The 22,086-nt window shown below is 61.8% G+C and carries 23 protein-coding genes and 1 pseudogene; 13 read left to right on the top strand and 11 right to left on the bottom strand.

Translation table 11 applies throughout. From position 1 onward, the window contains the following. Window positions 1-17: 17 nt before the first annotated feature. A complete protein-coding gene (locus tag BW979_RS20470; protein WP_047227690.1) occupies window positions 18-572 on the bottom strand; it encodes a thioesterase family protein in 555 nt (184 codons plus the stop codon). Window positions 573-862: 290 nt separating this feature from the next. Then, a complete protein-coding gene (locus BW979_RS20465) occupies window positions 863-1,243 on the bottom strand; it encodes a RidA family protein (RefSeq protein ID WP_047227689.1) in 381 nt (126 codons plus the stop codon). A 131-nt stretch (window positions 1,244-1,374) separates the two neighbouring features. On the opposite strand from BW979_RS20465, the pseudogene BW979_RS27480 reads away from it, so the two are divergent. Next, a pseudogene (locus BW979_RS27480) lies at window positions 1,375-1,578 on the top strand (aldo/keto reductase); the annotation flags it as partial. On the opposite strand, the gene BW979_RS20455 reads toward BW979_RS27480, so the two are convergent. Then, window positions 1,578-2,360 carry an MBL fold metallo-hydrolase gene (locus tag BW979_RS20455; RefSeq protein ID WP_076385441.1) on the bottom strand — a complete coding sequence of 261 codons (783 nt, stop codon included), beginning with the start codon at window positions 2,358-2,360 and terminating at the stop codon, window positions 1,578-1,580. The pseudogene BW979_RS27480 and the gene BW979_RS20455 overlap by 1 nt on opposite strands. Here BW979_RS20455 and BW979_RS20450 point away from each other — a divergent pair. Continuing rightward, complete coding sequence (locus tag BW979_RS20450; RefSeq protein WP_231990592.1) at window positions 2,346-3,422, top strand: GlxA family transcriptional regulator; 1,077 nt, start codon at window positions 2,346-2,348, stop codon at window positions 3,420-3,422. The genes BW979_RS20455 and BW979_RS20450 overlap by 15 nt on opposite strands. Window positions 3,423-3,436: 14 nt before the next feature. Here the strand turns inward: BW979_RS20450 and kefC are convergent, their stop codons facing one another. From kefC to BW979_RS20430, 4 genes are all read right to left on the bottom strand, one after another. Then, entirely contained in the window at window positions 3,437-5,263 is a 1,827-nt protein-coding gene (kefC, locus tag BW979_RS20445; protein ID WP_076385439.1) for a glutathione-regulated potassium-efflux system protein KefC, read from the bottom strand. Window position 5,264: 1 nt separating this feature from the next. Next, the gene (gene kefF / locus BW979_RS20440; protein ID WP_047227687.1) at window positions 5,265-5,786 is read right to left on the bottom strand and encodes a glutathione-regulated potassium-efflux system oxidoreductase KefF; all 522 of its coding nucleotides are present in this window, start codon (window positions 5,784-5,786) and stop codon (window positions 5,265-5,267) included. A gap of 102 nt (window positions 5,787-5,888) precedes the next feature. Further along, window positions 5,889-7,235 carry a sensor histidine kinase gene (locus BW979_RS20435; RefSeq protein ID WP_076385437.1) on the bottom strand — a complete coding sequence of 449 codons (1,347 nt, stop codon included), beginning with the start codon at window positions 7,233-7,235 and terminating at the stop codon, window positions 5,889-5,891. Beyond that, complete coding sequence (locus tag BW979_RS20430) at window positions 7,232-7,942, bottom strand: response regulator (RefSeq protein WP_076385435.1); 711 nt, start codon at window positions 7,940-7,942, stop codon at window positions 7,232-7,234. Before BW979_RS20430 ends, BW979_RS20435 begins: the two co-directional genes overlap by 4 nt. A 261-nt stretch (window positions 7,943-8,203) precedes the next feature. Here BW979_RS20430 and BW979_RS20425 point away from each other — a divergent pair, with 261 nt between their 5' ends. From BW979_RS20425 to BW979_RS20415, 3 genes are read left to right on the top strand one after another with little or no spacing between them, the layout of a single operon-like run. After that, window positions 8,204-8,989 carry an MlaA family lipoprotein gene (locus BW979_RS20425; protein ID WP_076385433.1) on the top strand — a complete coding sequence of 262 codons (786 nt, stop codon included), beginning with the start codon at window positions 8,204-8,206 and terminating at the stop codon, window positions 8,987-8,989. Next, window positions 8,982-9,227, top strand: coding sequence for a hypothetical protein (locus BW979_RS20420; protein WP_047227683.1), 246 nt, complete (start codon window positions 8,982-8,984; stop codon window positions 9,225-9,227). Before BW979_RS20425 ends, BW979_RS20420 begins: the two co-directional genes overlap by 8 nt. 60 nt (window positions 9,228-9,287) lie before the next feature. Further along, entirely contained in the window at window positions 9,288-9,767 is a 480-nt protein-coding gene (locus BW979_RS20415) for a VOC family protein (protein ID WP_047227682.1), read from the top strand. A gap of 161 nt (window positions 9,768-9,928) precedes the next feature. Here the strand turns inward: BW979_RS20415 and BW979_RS20410 are convergent, their stop codons facing one another. Then, window positions 9,929-10,333, bottom strand: a complete 405-nt coding sequence (locus BW979_RS20410) for a RidA family protein (protein WP_076385431.1) — start codon at window positions 10,331-10,333, stop codon at window positions 9,929-9,931. 131 nt (window positions 10,334-10,464) lie between these two features. On the opposite strand from BW979_RS20410, the gene BW979_RS20405 reads away from it, so the two are divergent. Further along, window positions 10,465-11,391: a LysR family transcriptional regulator gene (locus tag BW979_RS20405; RefSeq protein ID WP_076385429.1), complete on the top strand. Its 927-nt coding sequence runs from the start codon at window positions 10,465-10,467 to the stop codon at window positions 11,389-11,391. A gap of 33 nt (window positions 11,392-11,424) precedes the next feature. Then, window positions 11,425-11,817, top strand: coding sequence for a GFA family protein (locus tag BW979_RS20400; protein ID WP_047227679.1), 393 nt, complete (start codon window positions 11,425-11,427; stop codon window positions 11,815-11,817). Window positions 11,818-11,832: 15 nt separating this feature from the next. Here BW979_RS20400 and BW979_RS20395 read toward each other — a convergent pair whose 3' ends face one another. The 3 genes from BW979_RS20395 to BW979_RS20385 all read right to left on the bottom strand — a co-directional run bounded on the left by BW979_RS20395 (window position 11,833) and on the right by BW979_RS20385 (window position 15,093). Next, window positions 11,833-13,293, bottom strand: coding sequence for an aldehyde dehydrogenase family protein (locus BW979_RS20395; RefSeq protein WP_076385427.1), 1,461 nt, complete (start codon window positions 13,291-13,293; stop codon window positions 11,833-11,835). A gap of 275 nt (window positions 13,294-13,568) precedes the next feature. Further along, window positions 13,569-13,967: a RidA family protein gene (locus tag BW979_RS20390; RefSeq protein ID WP_076385425.1), complete on the bottom strand. Its 399-nt coding sequence runs from the start codon at window positions 13,965-13,967 to the stop codon at window positions 13,569-13,571. Beyond that, window positions 13,957-15,093 (bottom strand): DSD1 family PLP-dependent enzyme, encoded by a 1,137-nt coding sequence (locus BW979_RS20385; RefSeq protein WP_076385423.1) that lies wholly within the window; start codon window positions 15,091-15,093, stop codon window positions 13,957-13,959. Before BW979_RS20385 ends, BW979_RS20390 begins: the two co-directional genes overlap by 11 nt. Before the next feature lie 94 nt (window positions 15,094-15,187). Between BW979_RS20385 and BW979_RS20380 the strand changes: the two genes are divergently transcribed. The 6 genes from BW979_RS20380 to BW979_RS20355 all read left to right on the top strand — a co-directional run bounded on the left by BW979_RS20380 (window position 15,188) and on the right by BW979_RS20355 (window position 22,086). Next, on the top strand, window positions 15,188-16,072 hold the full coding sequence (locus tag BW979_RS20380) for a LysR family transcriptional regulator (protein ID WP_076385421.1): 885 nt from the start codon (window positions 15,188-15,190) through the stop codon (window positions 16,070-16,072). Window positions 16,073-16,502: 430 nt separating this feature from the next. Further along, the gene (locus BW979_RS20375) at window positions 16,503-17,171 is read left to right on the top strand and encodes a haloacid dehalogenase type II (protein ID WP_076385419.1); all 669 of its coding nucleotides are present in this window, start codon (window positions 16,503-16,505) and stop codon (window positions 17,169-17,171) included. Window positions 17,172-17,207: 36 nt separating this feature from the next. Then, entirely contained in the window at window positions 17,208-18,482 is a 1,275-nt protein-coding gene (locus BW979_RS20370) for an NAD(P)/FAD-dependent oxidoreductase (RefSeq protein ID WP_076385417.1), read from the top strand. 86 nt (window positions 18,483-18,568) lie between these two features. Beyond that, window positions 18,569-20,212, top strand: a complete 1,644-nt coding sequence (locus tag BW979_RS20365; protein WP_076385416.1) for an ABC transporter substrate-binding protein — start codon at window positions 18,569-18,571, stop codon at window positions 20,210-20,212. 45 nt (window positions 20,213-20,257) lie between these two features. Continuing rightward, window positions 20,258-21,214 carry an ABC transporter permease gene (locus tag BW979_RS20360; protein WP_076385414.1) on the top strand — a complete coding sequence of 319 codons (957 nt, stop codon included), beginning with the start codon at window positions 20,258-20,260 and terminating at the stop codon, window positions 21,212-21,214. Further along, on the top strand, window positions 21,211-22,086 hold the full coding sequence (locus BW979_RS20355) for an ABC transporter permease (protein ID WP_076385412.1): 876 nt from the start codon (window positions 21,211-21,213) through the stop codon (window positions 22,084-22,086). The genes BW979_RS20360 and BW979_RS20355 overlap by 4 nt, the downstream gene beginning before the upstream one ends.

Raw genomic sequence — 22,086 nt, 5'->3', positions numbered from 1 at the left:
ATCTGATCCAGTCACTGCTAGTCAACAGTACGAGCACTTTCCTCCTCCCGAAGCCCAAGGCTCATGTCATCGCAGCTTTGCGACCAGGCGCTGAGCCATTCGGGCATGGCCGGTGAGTGTTCGGCCAACCCCAGTGCGCGAATAAACTCTCCCGGTGCAATCGTGCCTTGGGCCGAACGGAACAGGCCGCGCATCATCACCACGCCCACCACGCGCCCCTGGCTCAGGAAGCGGTGTTCCATGAAGGTCCACTTCTCGTCCCAGCCCAGCAGGCGGGTGTGCACCTCGAACGCTTCGAACAGCTTCAGCTCCCGGCGGAACTTACCCCACACATCCCCCACGATCGGCACTGCCCGGTTGCGCAAGGCCACTTTGTAGGCGCCGCTGCGCAGCACGTAATCCATACGCCCTACGTCGGCCAGGGTGAAATAGCGGCCGTTGGTGACATGGCGGTTGAGGTCCAGGTCCAACGGCCACACCCGCATGCGCACCACGGTGGTATCCAAGGGGCCGGTCGGCTTGCGCCAGGGACGACGAAACAGCATGAGCAACAGTCGGAACCAGAGATTCATAAATACGCCCGCGAGGGTGGAAAACGCCGCACTTTAGACAGGCGCCGAGGCCTGGGCTAGGTGCGCAAATGACTGTTTTCGTGGAAATCGCGCATTTGGGACATGTCCGGCGGGTTTGAACTCATCAAGAACCTGTCTTCAAACGCCGCGCCGAATGTTATTGATCGTTCCCACGCTCCTGCGTGGGAACGTCGCCAGGGAGCTCCGCGTTCCGCTTCTGGAAGGTGACGCAGAGCGTCACAGGATGCATTCCCACGCAGAGCGTGGGAACGATCAAAACAGCCGTAACCTCAGCCTTTGGCCGCCATCGCAGTCACTTCCACTCGCATTCCTTCAACCGCCAGCGCCGCCACGCCCACTGCGGCGCGTACCGGCCAGGGTTTGGCGAAGAAACGCTGATACACCTCGTTGAAGGCCGCGCGGTCGGCCATGTCGGTGAGGTAGATGGTCAGGTGCAAGACCCGGTCCATGGAGCTGCCGGCGCCTTCCAGGGCTGTCTTGAGCGCCTGCAATGTGCATTCGCTTTGCAAGGTGATGTCACCCAGCTCCAGGCTGCCGTCAGGGCGAGTGGGGATCTGGGTGGAAACCAGCAGGCCGCCGAAGCCGGCGACGTCGGAAGAGATGGAGTCCGCGTCCGGGTCGGGGATGAACGTGATGTCTTGGTTTGCCATGAAAGCCTCTTGTTCAGGAAAGGGTAATGGGGCGGTCGCGACGCAAGCGGCCCTTGCGCGGCCAGTTTACCGTCCATCGTCGAGCCTTTCGTGATTTCCTTTCTGCTCATGGACGCCAGGGTCGATGCGTGCCGCTGCAGTCGGAAGCTCTTTCGAGCGTAGCGGCGCGCCTGGAGGCGTCGCCGTTGTGCGTGGCGTTGGCGTGGCTGCTGCAACGCGCGCCAAACATCCTGTTGATTCCCGGTACGTCGTCAGTGGCGCACCTGCGGGAAAACCTCACGGCAAGCGAGCGGAGGATTCCAGTGCAGATGCTGACCGAGTTGGACGGCTTGGTTCAGGCAGGCTGGAACACCACCGTCTCGCCATCTTCCGGTACCCGTATCCGACCTTCGAGGCCGGCCATCGCGGCGGCGTCGCGCAGTGCCTTGCGCGTCGTCGGGCAGTGGCTGAGCGCTTCGAGGTGATTGGCGACCACGGTTCCGCGAGACAAGCGGGCGAACTCAAGGGTTTCCTCGATGCCCATGATGATGTCGCCGCCTAAATCGAACCTGGCCCCGCCTGCCGGCACCACGCTGACCTGCGGTTGATGGTGCAAGACGAACTCGCGCACGGCGGGGCTAAGCAGGGTGTCGCCGGTGAGGTAGACGCTGGGTTCGCCAGGCAGCTCGATCAGGTAACCGACGCCGTGTTCCATCAGCTTGCCCACCAGGCCCTGCCCATGGGTGCATCTGACTGTACGGATCGTGCCGCCCAAAAATGCGCCGGGCTGTTGGTGTTCCTTGGCAAGCGGCTGGACATTCAAGCCCCGCTTGGCGAGGTAGGGGGCATCATGAGGCGTGCAGATCACCGGGATCTGTTTTTCCCTCAACCACCGCTTGGCCGCTCGGTCCAGATGATCGAAATGGCCTTTCTGGCAGTGCGTGATCAGGCAGTGAGTCACGGTCTCCAGGTCGCCAGTCGTAGCGGCTGGCAGTTCCACCAGCGGATTGCGCTGGGTGGCGCCGAACAACCGAAGCGGCAGCAGCATGCCTTTGCCGGCCAGCATCGGATCGACGAGCACGCGATACGGGCCGGATTCAAGGATGATCGTGGCGTTACGGACTTGCTGAATTTTCATGGAGCGTTCCTTTTTTGGGCGAGCGCTTCATGGTGTCGATCTGGGGTGATGGGCATAATGGCCGAATCTGACATCATTGATTCATTTCAAGCCATGCCCAAAAAACTCCGTGTCGGTCTACTCTTGTTTCCCGGTTGCATGCCTGCCGGCCTGTTTGCGTTCGCCGATCTGCTGCATGCGGCCAACCGCCGAAGCGGCCGGGTGTTGTTCGAGGCGACTTATGTCGCACTGCAAGCAGGCCCGGTAACCTGTGCGCATGGCATAAGCCTGCAAGCGCAGGCGGCCCTGGGCAGTTGCGAACTCGACGCCGTCCTGGTTCCCGGTTTCTGGGCCGAATCGGCCGAGCAGGTAAACGCGGTACTTACCGGGCAGACCCAACTGTTGAAAGCACTGTCGAAACGTCCGCGACACCTTCAGCTCTGGGCTTACTGCACAGGCGTTTGCCTGCTGGCCGCCTGCAGGCAACTGGACGGGCAGGGCGCGACGGTGACGTGGTGGCTGGCTCAGGCGATGCAAGCGCAGTATCGAAAAGTCCGTTGGCAAAGCGATCAGAACTGCGTGTTCAATGAGCGAACCGCCACCGCTTCGGGGGTGAATGGTTATTTGCCCATCGCGGAAAAATTGATCGAACAGAGCGTCAGCCGTGATGTGCTGCGCGACATTACCCGGCTCATGGTGCTTGCGCGCCCAGCGGTGTCTCACGCGGCGTTCCAAGGGATCGCCCTGGTCCAGCAGCCCGATGGGTTGCTGCGTCGGTTGCATGGGCTGATCGAGCAAATGCCAGCGGAGCACATCACGGTCAAGGCGCTGGCGGAGCGGCTCGCCATGTCCGAACGCACGCTCGCGCGCAAGGTCGGCAGCGAAACGGGCCAGACCGTCGCAGCGTACGCCCGGAGCATCAAGCTGAACCAGGTCAGCGAACGCCTGACGCTGACATCATTATCCCTCGCCAGCATCGGCGCCGAGCTGGGTTTCAGCAGCAGTTCCAACCTGCAACGGATGTTCAAGGCACTGACTGGGCTGACGCCGGTGGAGTACCGGCGCCAGTTCGGGCGGGTGTGACGCCGGGGGACGGATCAGCTGCGCGCCTCATCCGTTTCGTTTCGATGATGGTCAGGCCAACTGTCGACGGGGCGCGCACGGTCTTCGTTGAACATTTCGGTGAGCAACGCGTTGGCGCGCTGGTAGGCGTCGTGCCTGAACTTGAGGTCGTCTTCCGGCTGGGCGACGATTTCCTCCAGCATCTGCAGATTCAAACGACGGAACTGATCCGCGCGCTCGCGCGCTTCGTAAGCCCCGACGCCCATCTGCACCAGCGCATTTCGGCCCAATGCCAGCGCGCTCTCGAAGGTTTCCCGCTCGGCGGTCTCTACGCCCATCTGCCGCAGGGTGATCAGGTGCCCCATGTCCCGCGCACGGACGATCAGTTTCAACGCGGGGAAGTGCTCCTGGGCCAGTCGGGTCAGCGTCAGGTTGTCCTGCTGGTCGTCAATCGCATTGATCAGCACCACCGCCTGGCCGGCGCCGGCCGCGTGGAGCAGATCGAGGCGAGTGGCGTCGCCGTAGAACACTTTTACGCCGAATTTGCGCAGCGTCTCGATGTTGTCGGGGTCATGGTCCAACACCACCACCTCGACGCCGCAGGACATCAAGAGACGCCCGGCGATCTGTCCGAAGCGACCGAACCCGGCGATGATCACCCGTGGGTTCTGCTGATCGACGAGGTCGGATTCCTGGCGGTCTTTCTTGGTGGCGGACTCTATTCGATCCAGCAGCAGGATCAGCAACGGCGTCAGGCACATGGACAGGGCCACCGCCAGCGTCAGGCTCTTGCCCCACTGGTCGGTCAGAATGCCGGCCAGCGTGGCGGCGCCGAACACCACGAAGGCGAACTCGCTGCCCTGGCCGAGCAACACCGCTTGCCATGAGCGTTGGCCGGAAGGGACGTTCAGCAAACGGCTGACGGCCTTGATCACCAGCAATTTGATCAGAATGAAACCCAGGGTCAGGGTCATGACCTTCAGCGGTGCATTGATCAGCGTGCCGAAATCGATCGACATGCCGACGCCGATAAAAAACAACCCCAGCAGCAAGCCTTTGAACGGTTCGATGTCGCTTTCCAGGGCATGGCGGTATTCAGAACTGGCCAGCAGCACCCCGGCGAGGAACGCGCCCATGGCCATCGACAAGCCGGCCTCTTCCAGCAGAAACCCGAAGCCGAACACCAGAAACAGCGCCACGGCGCTGAAGATCTCACGTAGACCCGAGCGCGCGGCGAAGCGCAGCAGCGGGCGTGTCACGTAGCGTCCCAGCAGCACGACGACGCTGATGGCCACGACGATCTTGATAATCGAAAGCACCAGGGCGGTGCCGGACGGCGTGTCGCCGTGGGCCGCCAACAACGGAATCATGGCAACCAGGGGAATGGCCGCGATGTCCTGGAACAGCAGGACGGCGAAGCTGCTGCGCCCGACGGCGGTCGACGTCAGGTTGCGCTCGTTCATGGCTTGCATGGCGATGGCCGTGGAGGACAGGCTCAGGGTCAGGCCGACCAGCAGCGCGGCCGTCCAATTCAGCCCCAGGGCCGCACAGAACACCGCGATTGCCCCGCCACAGGCGAGCATCTGCAAGGCACCGCCACCGAACACCATCCTGCGCAACGCCCAGAGCCGCTTGGGATCGAGCTCGAGCCCGATGACGAACAGCATCAGGACGACGCCGATTTCGGCGAATTCCAGAATCGCCTTTACGTCAGTAACGAGCTTGAGTCCCCACGGGCCGATCACGCACCCGGCCAGCAGATAACCCAACACCGGGCCCAGGCCCAACCTGACGGCAATCGGCACGATCAACACTGCCGAACCCAGGTAGATAAGCAGTTCAATCAGGCTGTGAGTCTCCATATCAATCTTCCTTCCAGGAGGCCAGGCGTGCGCTGTAGTGTTCGATTTGTGCATCCAGGGTTTCGGACGCGCCGGCATACGCGCCGTGTACCACGACCGGCTCCAGCCAGCGCATGTGGCAGTAGACGGCCGTTGCGTGGAGGGGCTGGGCCAGCACCTGGAAGCCCGGGTAGGCGCCGATCTGGAAATGATCGTGGTTGCCACCCGTGGAGACGGCCCACAGCAGGGGCTTGTCTTTGAGGGCTGTGGCGTCTCTGCCATAGGCCCAGCCATGGGTGAACACTTTATCGATCCACAATTTCAGCAGCGGCGGCATGCTGTACCAATACATCGGGTGTTGGAGGACGAGCAGTTGGCACTGTTCGATGGCGCGTTGTTCGGCCTCGACGTCGATGTCGAAGTCCGGATAAAGATCGTAGAGAGACCGTATGACCACGTCCGGATGGCTGGATGCCCGCTGGAGCATTTGCTGGTTGACCCGTGATTGGTCAGGGTAGGGGTGGGCGTAAATGATCAGAATCATCAGGGCAATTCCGGTAGGCCGGTCCTGGTCAAAAGGTCGGACATCCTACCGAGGAAGGCGCGTGTTGTTTAGAACATTGTTTGCCGGCGTATGGTGCCGGGGTCAATTGAGCGGCAGCGAGACCTTGACCTCCAGGCCGCCGCCCCGCCGATTCCTGAGGGTCAGCGTCCCGCCATGCTCCAGCACCGTCGCCCGCGCTGCCGACAGCCCCAGCCCGACACCGCCGGTGTGCTTGTTGCGCGAGCCTTCGATGCGAAAGAAGGGCGCGAAGACTTGCTCGTGGAACTGCGGGGCGATACCAGGCCCGCGGTCGTGGACGCGAATTTCGACACGGTCCATGAACGCCTTGAGCTGAACGCCCGGCTCGCTGCCATATTTGCTCGCATTGTCGATCAGGTTGACCAGGGCTCGCTTGATCCCGATGGGCCGGCCCATGTAAACGAAACGAGGAGCGCCCTCGAATGAAACCTCGGTGCCGGCATCCTTGAAGTCGTCGACGACCGTGTGCAGCAGTTCGGCCAGGTCGAACGCGGTGGCGTGTTCGAGCCGAGCTTCGTCGCGGAAGAATTCCAGCGCACTATTGACCATCGCCTGCATTTCATCCACGTCCCTGAACAGCCTCGATTGCTGTTCGGCGTCGTCGATGAACTCTCCACGCAGGCGCATGCGGGTCAGGGGGGCGCGCAGGTCGTGGGAGATGGCTGCGAGCATCTGCGTGCGGTCCTGGACGAAGTGTTGCAGCTGGGCCTGCATGGCATTGAACGCGAGGATCGCCTGACGGATTTCGTGAGGCCCGACCACCGGGATGGGCGGCGCCCTGAAGTCCACGCCAAAGCGCCTGGCGCCTTCGGCAAAGCGTTCCAGCGGTGTCGCCAGATGCCGTGTAGCAATCAGGGCGACGATAAACGTCGATAGAAGAATCAGCCCGATAATGATCAGGTTGCGCATCCACTCTTTCAGGCCCCAACTGCGAGAGGCTACGGAAAATTCCACCCAGGAATCGTCGGCCAATTGGATGAGGACCGCGTAGCGCCTGTCTGGCTGGTCGGCGGGCCAATCGCCGGGCTCGAAGGCCTCTATCCTGGCCTCGGGCCTGCCCAGTTGCTTGCGCAGGAACGTCGCCCCCTCACTGAACTGTGGGTCGTCGATCACCGGCACTCGTGCGTCTTCACGACGGGGCAACCATTGTGCGGTGAACGCCTGGTCGCTGGCTGCCCTGGCGATATCGGGCCGTTGTCCGGGCGCCACCGAGTCGATGATACGAGTGATGGCGGCGGCTTTCTCCATCAGGCCGGTTTCCATCAGGGGAGGGCGTGCCCAGGTCCCAGCCAACAGGCCGAACAGCTCGTTCAGGGCCAGTAAAGTCAGCATGGCGAGCATGGTGGTCAGGGCAATCCAGCGGGCTACCGTATCGCGTGGCCGATGGAAAGCTGAGTGCCGGGGCTTCATCGCTTCACCACATGGGGGCTGAAAAGGTAGCCGCTGTTGCGAATGGTGCGGATCATCGATGGGCCAGTGATATCGCTCTCCAGCTTGCGGCGCAGCCGGCTGACCTGGACGTCGATGCTGCGATCGAAGGCGTCGTATGTTTCGCCGCGGGCCAGGTCCAGCAATTGCTGGCGAGTGAGGACCCGGCGCGGGTGTTCGGCAAAGACCAGCAGCAACTCAAACTCGCCGGTGGACAGCGGGATCATGACTTTGTCCGGTGAGCGCAACTCGCGGCGGGCGACGTCCAATTGCCAGTTTTCGAACTCCAGAATCAGGCGCGAGTTGTTGTTCAATGTGCCCCTGGCTTCGCCGGTGCGCCTGAGCACGGCGCGCACCCTGGCCAGCAGCTCGCGCGCATCGAACGGCTTGGTCAGGTAATCATCCGCCCCCAACTCAAGACCGACGACGCGATCACTCAGCTCACCCATGGCCGTGAGCATGATGATGCCGACCGTATGCTCGGCCCGCAGTCGCTGGCAGAGCACCAGTCCACTGTCTCCCGGCAACATGACATCGAGGATGATCAGGTCCGGCAAGCGACGCGCCACCGCCTGCCACAGGGCAGCACCGTCGGCGGCCACTTCGACGCTATAGCCATGTTGCTCGAGGAATTTGCGCAAGAGGGCGAGGACTTCGAGGTCGTCGTCCACCAGTAATAGATGGCTCACAGTGGGCACGCAGGGCAATGAATACAGAAGGGGATACTAGGGTCAATCCGGGGCCTGCGTCATATATTTCAACTCGGTAATAAAGTTGCCGACGAGCAATGTTGTGGAAATCTTCAGGCAAAGAATCAGGGGCAGGATCACCCGATGTCAGTCAGTTAAACGACGGCCAACCCAACACAACCCTCGCCACCAGAGCTGTGTACGGCGGTGTCTTCCCAAACTGACCGGTATCGCCCCAATTCCTCGCCGAGATAGCCTTGTATGCCGATCACCAAGCCCGCTCCGCTGTTTGTTCGTTGCACTGTTGTCGTAGGACTCGTGGCATTCGCCAGCGGCTGCACCAGCACGCCCGCTGCAACCCCTGGCAGTTGTGAACGTGCGAGCTACACCGTCGATGATCCGGCAGAGCCCGTCAACCGGGGTATCTTCGCCTTCAACCGGACTGTCGATGACTATGCGCTGGCCCCGGTTGCCCGTGGTTATCTCAAGCTTCCGGACGTGGTGCAGACGGGGGTGCATAACTTCGTGGCGAACTTCGGTGAGCCCAAGGTCTTCATCAACGATCTGCTGCAAGGCAACGCTCAACGCTCGGTCAACACCCTGGGTCGCTTCGTCATCAACACCACCGCAGGCATCGTCGGGCTGATCGATGTGTCGGGCAAACTGGGTATCGAGCGCCACAAGGCCGATTTCGGCCAGACGTTCGGCGTCTGGAACATCGCTCCCGGGCCGATCGTCGAACTGCCGTTGCTGGGAACGTCCAACCTGCGCGACGCAACCGGCAAACTGCTGAGTTCTACGGTCGATCCGTTCGGCAGCAACAGCGATACGGTCGATACGTTAGGCACGATCAATACCGTAGGTGGGGTCGTTGATGGTCGTGCCGAGGCGCTCCCGCTGACGGACAAGTTGCGGGCCCGGCCGGATTACTACGTGGCGCTTCGTGACGCGGTAGCGCAGCGGCGCGCCGATTTTGTCGCCCAGGGCAAGTTGGGCGCGGTGGCGGGGGACGACGCCTGCCCGGAGGGAGAGACCGTGGATGAGTAACCCTGTATTGGTTCTGCACCGGCGAGTGAAAAACCTTGAGCAAGGCATTCTGCATTGCCGGGAGATCGAGTTGCAGTTGACGGAGGATGGCCGACATTTACTGCTCAGCCGTTACCTGGAGTTGTACAGCCATGACCAGGTTGGCGCGTGCGACATCCAGAATTACCGGGTGCCTCTGGCGAGCATGATTCGCTGGATGGTCAGTCATGGGGAGCGGATGAGTCCACTGGTCCGCTAGCCTTGCGCCAACGCAGAGACTGCTAGACTTTACCGTCCAGTTATCTCTCGGAGAGATCGGATGAATAACAAAAACACGATTTGTCTCTGGTACGACGGTGCTGCGCTGGAGGCTGCGCAGTTCTACGCCGCGACGTTCCCGGACAGTGCGGTGCAGGCTGTTCATCACGCCCCCGGTGACTACCCGATGGGCAAGCAGGGCGATGTGCTGACGGTCGAGTTCACGGTAATGGGCATTCCCTGCCTGGGGCTGAACGGAGGCCCGGCGTTCCAGCATACCGAGGCTTTTTCGTTCCAGGTCGCGACTGATGACCAGGCCGAAACGGACCGCTTGTGGGATGCGATTATCGGCAATGGCGGCCAGGCCAGTGCCTGCGGCTGGTGCAAGGACAAGTGGGGCCTGTCCTGGCAGATCACCCCGCGCGTGCTGACCGCCGCGATAGCCAATCCCGATCAGGCAGCGGCCAAGCGCGCGTTCGAAGCCATGATGGAGATGACAAAGATCGACATCGCGGCCATCGAAGCAGCGTTGAAAGGTTGAGCGGCGCAGGCTGACAGTCCGCTATCGCGAGCAGGCTCGCTCCCACATTGGATCTGTGTCGGTCTCGATGGGTGGGTCAACACAATCCCCTGTGGGAGCGAGCCTGCTCGCGAAGACGGCGGGACATTCAACAGCCGCAACCTGACCCACCGCCAGTCAGCTCACCCCTGGGCGGTTTCAGGCAACCTGGCAATCACCTTGATCTCGAACTGAAAACCATACAACCAGGTCACCCCCACCGCCGTGAGCGTCGGGTGCGGTGCGCTGCCCCAGAATTCGGGCACCACTTTCCAGATCGTTTCGAATGTCGATTTGGGGTCGACGATGAACACGGTGACGTCAACCACATCATCAAAGGTGCAATCGGCGGCGGCGAGAATCGCCTTCAGGTTGTTGAACGCCCGCCGAACCTGGTCCTCCAGTTCAGGCTCTGGCGAGCCGTCTTCGGTGCTGCCGACTTGCCCCGATACGAACAAAAAGCCATTGGAACGAATCGCCGGCGAATAGCGATTACGCTCATAAAGTGCCTGGCGTCCGGCGGGGAAAACTACATCGCGCTGTGTCATGGGTGCCTCCATCAAAGGGTCGGATTCAATGTTGAAAACACTCTAGGGGCTTGTGCGCGGACGATAAACGAGCAACCTTGGCGATCACTGTTTGTAAAATCCAAACAATCTGACGAACACCCGGGGCAGCAATGGATCGTTTCGACGCGATGCAAGCATTCGTTCGAGTGGTGGAGGCGGGCAGCTTTACCAAGGCCGCCGAAACACTGCACATGAGCAAGACCACCGTGACCCAACTGGTGCAGCAACTGGAGGCCCGGCTGCGCGTCAAGTTGCTTAACCGCACCACGCGCAAGGTCAACGTCACCGCTGACGGCGCCGCTTATTACGAGCGGGTGATTCGCCTGCTGGCCGACATGGACGATGCCGAGACCAGCCTGTCCGGCGCTCAGGCACTGCCCAGAGGGCGATTGCGAGTGGACGTGCCAAGCCCGTTGGCGACCATGATCCTGATGCCGGCATTGCCGCAATTTTACGCGCGATACCCGGACATTCAGATCGACATGGGCGCAAGCGACCGCATCGTCGACATGCTCGATGAAAACGTCGATTGCGTGGTGCGCGGCGGCGAGCTGACGGATCAGTCGCTGATCGCCCGGCGCGTCGGCGACCTGGCTCTTGGCGTGTTTGCCGCACCGAGCTATCTGCAGCGCGTGGGCACGCCTGCGCATCCGCGAGAACTGGAAGATTCCCAGCATCGCATCGTCGGCTTCCTCTGGGCGCGCACCGGCAAACCGCTCCCTTACGCCATGCACAACCACGGCGAGCATTTGCACATCAAAGGACGCTACGCACTGGCCGTCGATGATGGCAACGCCTACCTCGCGGCCGGCCTGGCGGGGTTGGGTGTGCTCTGGCTACCCGAGTACATGTCCAGATCCCACCAGGCGCGAGGTGAGTTGGTGCGCCTGTTCGAAGACTGGCGCCTCGACCCGATGCCGCTCTACGTGGCCTATCCTCCTAACCGACACATCAGCGCCAAGTTGCGGGTGTTCATTGAATGGGTGGTGGAGTTGATGGCACAGCATGCGCCTGTTCTCGACCGATCCGGGTCATGAAACCCGACCACATGACTGCAGAGGAGACGTACCATGGACCAATTCACCGGCGGTTGCCTGTGCGGCAACGTTCGCATCCAAGCCTCGGGGCGCCCGTACCGGGTTGGTCTTTGCCACTGCCTCGACTGCCGCAAGCATCACGGGGCGCTCTTCTACGCCTCCGCCGTGTTTCCCCAGGATGCCGTGACGATCGAGGGCGAAACCCGGGACTACGCCGGGCGCTTCTTCTGCCCGCGCTGCGGCTCGTCGGTGTTTGCCCGTAGCGGCGACGAGGTGGAAGTGAACCTGGGAACGCTGGATGCCCCGGATCAACTGATGCCCACCTACGAAAGCTGGACCGTGCGCCGTGAGTCCTGGTTGCCGGCGTTTCCGTTCACCAGGCACTACCCGCATGATCGTGAGGGTAAGGGGCGCTCCGAGGAGTAGGCGCGGTAGCGGGTCTTAGCCAAAGCCCACAATCGCCTTGATCTCCAGGTACTCCTCAAACCCATGGAGACCATACTCACGGCCATTGCCGGAACGCTTGTAGCCACCGAACGGCGCCATCGGATTCCACGCCGGATAGTTCAACAGCACTTGCCCTGCGCGGATACGCGAGGCAACGCTGCGCGCCTGTTCAAGGTCCTGACCCTGAACGTGAGCGCCTAGCCCATAGACGGTGTCGTTGGCGATGGCGACCGCTTCATCCACCGTGTCATAGGGGATGATGCACAGCACCGGGCCGAAGATTTCTTCCTGGGCGATGCGCATGGCGCTGTCCACCTCGGAGAACACAGTGGGGCGCGTGTAGAAGCCTTTTGCAAAACCCTGCACGCGGCCTGGCCCACCACACAGCAGTTTTGCACCCTCGTTCAGGCCCACTTCGATCATGGCCTGCACGCGCTTGAACTGGGCTTGATTGGCGATGGGACCGAGGATGGTTTCTTCCGATTGCGGATCACCGACGATGATCGCATTGGCGGTGGCGGCAGCCAGGGCTTCGACCTCCGCTAACCTGTTTCTTGGCACGATCATGCGGGTTGGTGCGCTGCATGACTGGCCGACATTGCGAAACGCCGACATCACCCCCGGTGGCACGGCTTTGTCGAAGTCAGCGTCTGGCAGCAGCACGTTCGGTGACTTGCCGCCCAACTCCTGGGTCACGCGTTTCACCGTCGGGGCGGCCGCCTGGGCCACCAACGCGCCTGCGCGGTTCGAGCCGGTGATGGAGATCATGTCGATATCGGGATGCGCCGCCATGGCCGCACCGACCTCGGCACCGCTGCCGTTCACCAGGTTGAAGACACCGGGAGGAAGGCCCGCGTCATGCACCAGTTGCGCGAAGAGCAGGGCGCTCAGGGGCGACAGTTCGCTGGGTTTGAGAACGACCGTGCAACCCGCCGCAATGGCCGGAGCGACTTTTGCGGTGATCTGATACAGCGGCCAGTTCCACGGCGTAATGAGACCGCAGACGCCGATGGGTTCGCGGGTAATGGCTGTGCCGCCTTCGACCTTCTGGAAACAATAGCTGGACAGCACATCGCGGGCCACGCGCACGTGCTCGGCCGCCAGTGGCACTTGCATCGCCCGGGCAAAACCGATGGCCGCGCCCATTTCCAGAGAGAGCGCCTGGGCCAGCGCCTCCTTTCGTTCAAGGATCAGTTCATGGATTCTGCCGATCACCAGCGCGCGCGAAGCTGGCGAAGTCGAGGACCAGCCGGGGAAGGCCGCACGCGCCGCCGCGACCGCCCGATCAACATCCTCACACGACCCTTGGGCGACTTGGGCAACAACCTCTTCGGTGGCCGGGTTGATCACCGGCAAGGTGGCCGCATGTGCCGGGGACGACCAGTCACCATTGATATAAAGCTGTCTGGTTGTGTGCGGATCAAGGGTGTAGCTGTTCGAAGATCGGGTTGTCATCCAACGGGCTCCCATAGAGCGTTTATGGCATGGCCTGCAGCAGGTCGCTATGCCGTGTCTGCTCAATAAACTAACAAAGCGGCCCTGATCAATTGTGCCGTTCTCGACCTTGGCAAAGGAGAATCTGCTGTATCTGGCGCGCTAACTTGGCAAAAACGTAGCGGCATCCGTTTCAGGGCGTAGCCCTTGGGTTCAGACAAGCTTGCCAGTGCTGGCGACGCTGGCCGATTCAGGCATTGGCTTTCGATCCCGCTCCACAGGGGCATCCACTTCCCTTAGGAATGGCTTGCGTCGCGCGCCAGCGCTTGGACTTCAATCAGGTAGCCATGATGCAGCGCCGGGACGGGCACCACGGCGCGTGCGGGGCGGTGCTCGCCCAGATAGCGGGCATAGATTCGGTCGAAGGCCGGCCAGTGTTCGATGCCGGCGACATAGACCGTCACCTTCACCAGATCCCTCGGTCCCCGGCCAGCGGCGTCGAGAATCGCCAGCAGGTTTTCCAGGGCGATGGCGGCCTGGACCTCGAAGGGCTGGTCGACGCTGTGGCTGCCATCGGCGCGTACCGGCAATTGCCCGGACACATACAGGACGCCCTGGTACGACAGCGCCTGGGCGTAATGTCCACCCGGCGCTGCGGCGTGAGTGGTATGGATAAACCCGATTTCACCAGCCATGCAGACGGCTCCAGTTGTGCACTTGGCCCGTGGCATCACAGGCGACGTAATGAGGGAACTGTGCGCCAGTGGCACAAGCATGGTTGGGCAGGATGCGCAGGCGGCTGCCGATGGGAAACCGCGCGGTGATATCCACGTGCTCGGCGTTCGTCAGGGTGATGATGCCGTGCTCCTGATTGGCGCTGGTGAGCAGCGCGCCGTCGATCCAGTCGCCGGTTTCGCTACACACTTGTCCATAGCCGAAGTCCCGTGACTGGCGCTGCGTACCCCGGTCACGACTCATGGCCATCCAGCCGGCATCGGTGATGATCCAGCCTTTTTCCTGTTGATGACCGATGACGCTGGTCAGCACGCTCAGCGCCAGTTCGCCTGCCTGGCAGACGCCGACGTTGTGCATCACCAGGTCGAAGAATACATAGACGCCTGCGCGAACTTCGGTGACGCCTTCCAGGTTCTGTGCCGACAGCGCCGTGGGTGTGGAGCCGATGCTCACCTCAGGGCAGGCCAGCCCGGCCTCGCGAATGCGTTGGGCTGCACGAACGCAGAGGTTGCGTTCCTGTTCGGCCAAGGCTTGCAGCGCGTCTGGCGTATCGAGTTCGTAGCTGGAGCCGGCGTGGGTCATCACGCCGCAAAGCTGCATGCCGCCTTCATCAAGTAGCCGGGCGATGCCCACGAGTGAATCGTCCTCGACCCGCACGCCGGACCGATGGCCGTCGCAATCGATCTCGATCCAGACCTCGAACCGCTCATCGTGCTGCTGGCCGAAATCGACGATGGCCCGGGCCGCCGTCAGGCTGTCCGTGAGGATGCTCAAGCGACAGCCTTGGCGCTTGAGCATCAGGGCCTGGGCCAGTTTGCCGGGCGCCATGGCCACGGCGTAGAAAATGTCCTGGATGCCGGCTGCGAAACAATGTTGCGCCTCCTTCAAGGTAGACACGGTGACACCGTTGGCGCCCGCGGCGATCTGCGCCTGAATCACGGGCAGGCATTTACTGGTCTTGATGTGGGGCCGTAGACGCACACCCAAGGTGTCCATGCGTTGCTGCATGCGCTGGATGTTGCGCTGCATGCGCGGTACATCGATGAGCGCGACAGGGGTATCAAGGAGGGGAATTGAGGCGGTCATGAGCAGCACTCGATGGATAGGGACAGGGCGACTCTACTCAGTGATCGTGAAGTCGTGGTTCAATGTTGCGTCATCAATCATTAAGTTGAACTGAATGATTAGCATCGAAGACCTGCGCATGGCCGTGACGCTGGCGCGCTCCGAGTCGTTGAGCGCAGCGGCCAGGGCCCTCAATGTCTCGCCACCTGCGTTGTCCATGCGCTTACGCAAACTGGAGACACTGCTCGGCCTGACCCTGGCCAACCGCGATGCTCGGCGCTTGAGCCTCACCGCCGATGGCGAGCGCTTCTCCCGCCAGAGCGCGCTGTTGCTGGAGCAACTGGAGGCGCTTCCCGAATCGTTCAAACAGCCGGACGATCAACTGGCCGGCACCCTCAGGCTGGCGGCGCCGTTCGGCTATGGACGGCAACGCATCGCGCCGTTGCTGGCGCGTTTTGCCAGGTTGCACCCACAGTTGTGCCTGCACTTGGATCTACGGGAAACGCCCTGGCCTGATCGTCACGACAGTGATGCGGTGATTCACATCGGCAACCTCAGTGACAGCCAGTGGGTCGCCCGGCCCCTGAGCCACAATGCCCGCTGGTTGTGCGCCAGCCCCGCCTACCTGGAGCGGCACGGCACGCCGTCTTCACCGGAGCAACTGGCTGAGCACCGCTGTATTTGCATTCGCGAAAACGATGAGGACGTCACGCTGTGGCATCTGCACAATGAGCAGGAGCGCAAGACCCTGCGCATCCAGCCAGCATTGCTGAGCAACGACGGCAGCGTGGCCCGACGCTGGGCCGAAGAGGGGCTGGGCCTGGTGCTGCGCTCGCAATGGGATGTCAGCAGAGCCATCGCCGAGGGCAACCTGGTCCGGGTGCTCGCTGATTGGCAATTCGACAGCGCACCGATCAACCTGCTGGTGCCGTCGCGCAAAGTTCGCAGCGCTCGGGTGCAGGCGTTGGTGAGTTTTCTTGAGGCTGAGTTGAAAGCCTGACGTCATCGCGAGCAGGCTCACTCCGGCAATGAATCTGTGGCAAACACAAAGGTGGCTGCCCCATCAAAACCCTGTGGGAGCGAGCCTGCTCGCGATAGCGGCGGCCCGTTCAACCTGGATGCTGGAACGGCCCGCTGCAGGCGTAGATTCTGCCGCAAAGCGGCCTTCACTGCGTCGCCAGACGCACCATAACTGTCCGCAAACCCACAGAAACACGGGTGCAACGCCCGTGTCTGGAGCATCCCGCAAAGTCTGCTGAGCGAGCCCTGCAAAACGGTGGTTTGTACCAAGCGGCCGGTATTTTTAACCGTTTATCCACGGTCTCATGGTGTTGTAATAAAAACGTGATGCAGCGTTGTACCGGTGCTTCACGAACGGCATCAATGTTTGCCTCGGCATTGCCTTCAACAACAAATCCAGGACCGCACTCATGAGCTTTCTTCGACCCAAGTACATCACCTTCGACTGCTACGGCACGTTGACCAACTTCCAAATGGGCACCATGACCCGCGAGCTGTTCGCCGATCGTGTCGATGCCGGGCAGATGGACCAGTTCGTCAAGGATTTCTCCGCTTATCGTCTGGATCAGGTGATGGGCGAGTGGCGGCCCTATGATGAAATCATCAAGACGTCCCTGATGCGGGTCTGCAAGCGCTGGGGTGTCGAATATCGGGGCGAAGGCCAGCTCTATTACGACGCCGTGCCCACGTGGGGCCCTCACGCCGATGTACCGGCGGGTCTGTCGAAAATCGCCGACAAGATTCCCCTGGTGATTTTTTCCAACGCGATGGACGAACAGATCATGTCCAACGTCGACAAGCTTGGCGCGCCTTTCCATAAAGTCTTTACCGCCCAGCAGGCCCAGGCCTACAAGCCGCGCCTGGCGGCCTTCGAATTCATGCTCGATAACCTCGGCTGCGGGCCGGAGGATGTGCTGCATGTCTCGTCCAGCTTTCGCTACGACCTGATGTCGGCCCACGACATGAAGATCAAGAACAAAGCCTTCGTCGCCCGCGGTCATGAGCAGCCGGCGAACGCTGTGTATGGCTACCACCAAATCCCGGACATCGGCGGTTTGGCCGGTCTGGTCGGGCTCTGAGTTGAGCGCACTCTTCAAGGTGAAAAGGGGTTAGACATGGGCAGTGAGTCTTATTGGCTCGATACCGCACCGGCCTTCACCGGTGCCCAGCTCGGCGGATTGCCCGGGCGGGTAGACGTGGCCATTGTCGGTGGTGGTTTCACCGGTCTGGCGGCGGCCCGGGCCCTGGCCTTGAAGGGGGCCAGCGTGGCGGTGCTGGAAGCAGGCAGGGTGATTGGCGAAGCGTCGGGGCGCAATGGCGGTCAGTGCAACACCGGCGTTGCCCAGGACTACGCGTCACTCACCGCCAGCCTCGGCGCCGATAAAGCGCGGGCTTATTACCTGGCCTATGAAAGCGCCGTACAGAGTGTGGTTTCGCTGGTGGAGCAGGAAGCGATTGCCTGCGATCTCACTCGCCATGGCAAGCTCAAACTGGCCGCCAAAGCGTTGCACTACGAAGGACTGGCGCGCACCTGTGAGTTGATCCGCAAGGAAGTCGATGCCGACGTCGAGTTGCTGTCTGCCCAAGCGGTGCGGGCGGAGGTCAATTCGGCCCAGTTCCACGGTGGCCTGCTGCAGCGCAACGGCGTGCAGATGCATGTCGGGCGCTTCGGTGTCGGCCTGGCCGAGGCGGCGGCCCGTCACGGGGCGTTGGTGTTCCAGGGCGTGTCGGTGAAGGACTGGAAGGCGAACACAGGCGGCTATCAGGTCAACACCAGCAAGGGCGCGCTGCAGGCCTCGCAGATCCTGCTGGCCACCGGCACCTGTCAGCAAGGTGGATTGGGCTGGTACCGGCGGCGAATCGTACCGGTGGGGAGCTTCGTCATCGCCACCGAAGTGTTGCCCCAGGCGCTGATCGACAGCTTGCTGCCGGCGCGTCGCTCCTACGTCACCAGCCGCATGATCGGTAACTACTTTCGCCTGACGCCGGACAACCGGCTGTTGTTTGGCGGTCGGGCGCGGTTTGCCATGTCTGACAGCGTTTCCGACGCCAAGAGCGGCAAGGTGCTGCAAGCGGCGATGGTGCAGATGTTCCCGCAGCTGGCCCACGTCAGGATCGACTATTGCTGGGGCGGGTTGGTGGACATGACGTCCGACCGTTTACCCCGGGCCGGCCAGCATGGGGGGGTGTATCACTCCATGGGCTACAGCGGCCACGGCGTGCAGATGTCGGTGCACATGGGGCAGGTCATGGCCCAGGTCATGGCCGGCGAGGTCGAGGCCAACCCTTGGCGCGAGCTGGATTGGCCGGCCATTCCCGGGCATTTCGGCAAACCCTGGTTCCTGCCGCTGGTAGGCGCGTATTACCGCCTGCAGGACTACCTGCACTGAGTTTCATGGCGTTGTTTGGCGTTTCAACCACGTTGCGTTAATCGTGCGCAATCGAGCCCTATCATTTTCCGAAAGGTAGAACTGACATGACTGACAACAAAAATGGCATTGAAGACCAGTTGATCACCGGTACAGAAAGTCTGCGTGTTTTCGAAGGGCTCAATCGCGGCATGTCTCGCCGCAATGCATTGCAGATGCTGGGGTTGGCAGGTGTGGCCGCAGCAGGTGCAGGCAGCCTCTTCGGCGCCGCCGGCAAGCTGTTCGCCGAAGAAGCGGCAAGCCCGGGCAAAGGCAAGCCGGGCGGGCGTATCCGCGTCGCCGGCATCTCCAGTTCCACCGCCGACACCCTGGACCCGGCCAAAGGCTCATCGTCCACCGACTACGTGCGTCATTACATGTTCTACAACGGCCTGACGCGCTTCGACAGTCACATGGTGCCGCAACTCGAACTGGCCGAGCGCATCGACACGACAGACGCCACGCTCTGGGTGATTACCCTGCGCAAGGAAGTGACTTTCCACAATGGCAAGGGGCTGACCGCCGCTGACGTGGTGTTTTCCCTGTTGCGACACAAGGATCCGATCACGGGATCCAAGGTCTTGCCGCTGGCGTCGCAGTTCGCCGAGGTCAAGGCCAACGGCAGCCATGAAGTACAGATACGCCTGAGCGGCCCGAATGCCGAGCTGCCATCGGTCCTGGCTATCTCCCATCTGTTGATCGTGCCTGAAGGCACCAGCGATTTCAGCCAGGGCATCGGTACCGGTCCGTTCAAGGTCAAGGAATTCAAGCCGGGAGTGCGTTCCATCGGTGCGCGCAATACCAATTACTGGAAACCCGGCCTGCCGTATCTGGACGAGATCGAGTTCATCGGCATTCCTGACGAGCCATCGCGGATCAACGCGCTGCTATCGGGCGATGTGCAGATCGTCAACGAGGTCAACCCGCGCTCCACCACTCGTATCAAGAACAGCGCTGGCCATCGGGTCGTGGACTCGCCGTCGGGTAACTACACTGACTTGATCATTCGTCAGGACCAGATGCCGGGCCAGAGCCCGGAGTTCACTCAGGCGATGAAGTTGCTGTTGGACCGTGAACAGATCAAGTCGGCAATCTTCCGTGGTTACGCCAGGGTCGGCAACGATCATCCGATCGCCCCCGGCGCACGGTTCTTCAATGCTGACCTGCCACAGCGGACCTATGACCCGGAAAAAGCGCGTTTCCTGCTGAAGAAGGCGGGCATGGAAAGTATCACCATGCCGGTGATGTGCTCGCCGGCTGCCACCGGCTCGGTGGACGTTGCCGTGTTGCTGCAGCAATCGGCCAAGGAGGCCGGGCTCAAGCTCAATGTCAACCGCCTGCCGAGCGATGGCTACTGGTCCAACCACTGGGCCAAGCACCCGATCAGCTTCGGCAATATCAACCCGCGGCCCAACGCCGACATGCTGTTCTCGCAGTTCTTCCAGTCCACGGCGCCGTGGAATGAGTCCGCCTGGAAGAACCCGCAGTTCGATCAGCTATTGGTCCAGGCCCGCGGCGAAACTGATGAGGTCAAGCGCGGCAAGATGTACGCCGACATGCAGACCCTGGTGCATGACCACTGCGGCATCGGCATCCCGGTGTTTATCAGCAACATCGACGGTGTCGATCAGCGCGTCAAAGGCTATGGCACCAACCCGCTGGGCGGTTTCATGGGCTACATGTTCTCCGAGCAAGTCTGGCTGGACGTCTGATGAACGCCGGGTATTGGCTGGGTGACAGGGCAGGAGGGCAGGCTGATGAATAGCAGCACACTTTGGTTGATCGGCCGGCGCATGGGCGCCGCGATCGTGACGTTGTTGATCGTCTCGATGGTGGTGTTCGCCATCACGGCGGTGTTGCCGGGAGACGCGGCGCAACAGGCCCTGGGACAGTTCGCCACGCCGGAGCAGGTGGCGGCCCTGAGGGTGAAAATGGGCCTCGATCAGCCGGGTGTGTTGCGTTACCTGCATTGGCTGACGAGCCTGCTCAGCGGCGACATGGGCGTGTCGGTGTCCAACGCCGTGCCGGTCACGGAACTGATGGCCGGACGGGTGCCCAACACCCTGATGCTCGCGGCCGCCACAGCGCTGGTATCGGTGCCAGTGGCACTGACCCTGGGCATTGGTTCGGCGATGGGGCGTGGTGGTCGCGTCGACAGCTTCATCAGCTTTTTTACCTTGATGATGGTGGCGGTACCGGAGTTTCTGGTCGCCACCCTGGCAGTGTTGATTTTCGCGGTGAACCTGGGTTGGCTCTCGGCGTTGTCCTATTCCAGCGAGATCACCTCACCGTGGCAATTCATGCGCACCTACGCCTTGCCGGTCATGACCCTGTGTTGCGTGATCATCGCGCAAATGGCGCGCATGACCCGGGCGGCGGTGATCGATCAACTCGACAGCCCCTACGTGGAGATGGCCCGTCTCAAAGGTGTGAGCCCGGTGCGGGTGGTACTGCGTCATGCGTTGCCCAACGCCATCGGGCCTATCGCCAATGCCATCGCCTTGAGTCTGTCCTACCTGCTGGGCGGGGTGGTGATCGTCGAGACAATTTTCAACTATCCCGGCATTGCCAGCCTGATGGTCGATGCCGTGACCAACCGTGATATGGCGTTGGTCCAGGCCTGCACCATGTTGTTTTGTACCGCGTACCTGACATTGGTGTTGATTGCTGATCTGTGCGCGATCCTTTCCAACCCGAGGCTGAGAAATCAATGAACAATCTCATTGGAAAATCCCCGACCGCGGCGGTCGCTCTGGCGTTGGGCAAAGACGCTCACGCCACGTCCTGGCTGGGACTGGTGGGCGCCGCGATGTGTGTCTTCTGGTTGCTGGTGGCGATCTTCGGTCCGTGGCTGGCACCGCACCCGGTGGGGGAAGTGGTCTCTGACAATGTTTTCGACAGCCTCAGTGTCGCTTATCCGTTAGGCACCGATTACCTGGGCCGCGACATGCTCAGTCGCGTGCTGGTCGGCGCACAGTTCACCGTGGGCCTGGCGCTGGTGGCTGCGGTCCTGGCCAGTGGGCTGGGGACCAGTTGCGCACTGCTGTCGGTGGTATCACCCAAGTGGCTGGATGAGCTGATCAGTCGCCTGATGGACGCCTTTATTTCGATCCCGAGCAAGATGCTGGCGTTGATCATGGTCTCGGCATTTGGCTCGTCGGTGACTTTGCTGGTGTGTACGGCGGTGCTGAGCTACTCGCCGGGCGCGTTCCGTATTGCCCGCAGCATGGCGGTGAACATCGAGGCGCTGGAGTACGTGCAAGTGGCCCGCACCCGTGGCGAACGTCGACTGTACATCGCTTGCGTGGAGATCCTGCCCAACATGCTCAACCCGGTGCTGGCTGACTTGGGCTTGCGTTTCGGCTTCATCGTGCTGCTGCTCAGCGGCATGAGCTTCCTCGGCCTGGGTGTGCAACCACCGGATGCCGACCTGGGCTCGCTGGTGCGCGAAAACATTGGCGGGCTCAATCAGGGAGCGCCGGCCATCGTGATTCCGGCCCTGGCCATCGGCACCCTGACCATTGGCGTCAATCTGTTTATCGACCGCCTGTCTTCGCGACGTAGTCGACGTACGGGGGGGCATTGA

This window comes from Pseudomonas sp. A214, from assembly GCF_900156295.1.
Classification (GTDB): Bacteria; Pseudomonadota; Gammaproteobacteria; order Pseudomonadales; family Pseudomonadaceae; genus Aquipseudomonas; species Aquipseudomonas rhizophila.
The sequence above is the reverse complement of the archived record's forward strand: the minus strand, read 5'-3'. Positions and strand labels throughout refer to the sequence as shown.

Bases quoted from the DNA above. Each gene is read 5' to 3' on its own strand.
- kefC (WP_076385439.1), bottom strand. From the start codon at position 5,263: ATGGAGACTCACAGCCTGATTGAACTGCTTATCTACCTGGGTTCGGCA.
- BW979_RS20425 (WP_076385433.1), top strand. From the start codon at position 8,204: ATGCCGATCACCAAGCCCGCTCCGCTGTTTGTTCGTTGCACTGTTGTC.
- BW979_RS20435 (WP_076385437.1), bottom strand. From the start codon at position 7,235: ATGAAGCCCCGGCACTCAGCTTTCCATCGGCCACGCGATACGGTAGCC.
- kefF (WP_047227687.1), bottom strand. From the start codon at position 5,786: ATGATTCTGATCATTTACGCCCACCCCTACCCTGACCAATCACGGGTC.
- BW979_RS20385 (WP_076385423.1), bottom strand. From the start codon at position 15,093: ATGACCGCCTCAATTCCCCTCCTTGATACCCCTGTCGCGCTCATCGAT.
- BW979_RS20470 (WP_047227690.1), bottom strand. From the start codon at position 572: ATGAATCTCTGGTTCCGACTGTTGCTCATGCTGTTTCGTCGTCCCTGG.
- BW979_RS20410 (WP_076385431.1), bottom strand. From the start codon at position 10,333: ATGACACAGCGCGATGTAGTTTTCCCCGCCGGACGCCAGGCACTTTAT.
- BW979_RS20465 (WP_047227689.1), bottom strand. From the start codon at position 1,243: ATGGCAAACCAAGACATCACGTTCATCCCCGACCCGGACGCGGACTCC.
- BW979_RS20355 (WP_076385412.1), top strand. From the start codon at position 21,211: ATGAACAATCTCATTGGAAAATCCCCGACCGCGGCGGTCGCTCTGGCG.
- BW979_RS20370 (WP_076385417.1), top strand. From the start codon at position 17,208: ATGGGCAGTGAGTCTTATTGGCTCGATACCGCACCGGCCTTCACCGGT.
- BW979_RS20400 (WP_047227679.1), top strand. From the start codon at position 11,425: ATGGACCAATTCACCGGCGGTTGCCTGTGCGGCAACGTTCGCATCCAA.
- BW979_RS20390 (WP_076385425.1), bottom strand. From the start codon at position 13,967: ATGGCTGGTGAAATCGGGTTTATCCATACCACTCACGCCGCAGCGCCG.
- BW979_RS20420 (WP_047227683.1), top strand. From the start codon at position 8,982: ATGAGTAACCCTGTATTGGTTCTGCACCGGCGAGTGAAAAACCTTGAG.
- BW979_RS20455 (WP_076385441.1), bottom strand. From the start codon at position 2,360: ATGAAAATTCAGCAAGTCCGTAACGCCACGATCATCCTTGAATCCGGC.
- BW979_RS20405 (WP_076385429.1), top strand. From the start codon at position 10,465: ATGGATCGTTTCGACGCGATGCAAGCATTCGTTCGAGTGGTGGAGGCG.
- BW979_RS20395 (WP_076385427.1), bottom strand. From the start codon at position 13,293: ATGACAACCCGATCTTCGAACAGCTACACCCTTGATCCGCACACAACC.
- BW979_RS20375 (WP_076385419.1), top strand. From the start codon at position 16,503: ATGAGCTTTCTTCGACCCAAGTACATCACCTTCGACTGCTACGGCACG.
- BW979_RS20365 (WP_076385416.1), top strand. From the start codon at position 18,569: ATGACTGACAACAAAAATGGCATTGAAGACCAGTTGATCACCGGTACA.
- BW979_RS20415 (WP_047227682.1), top strand. From the start codon at position 9,288: ATGAATAACAAAAACACGATTTGTCTCTGGTACGACGGTGCTGCGCTG.
- BW979_RS20380 (WP_076385421.1), top strand. From the start codon at position 15,188: ATGATTAGCATCGAAGACCTGCGCATGGCCGTGACGCTGGCGCGCTCC.
- BW979_RS20360 (WP_076385414.1), top strand. From the start codon at position 20,258: ATGAATAGCAGCACACTTTGGTTGATCGGCCGGCGCATGGGCGCCGCG.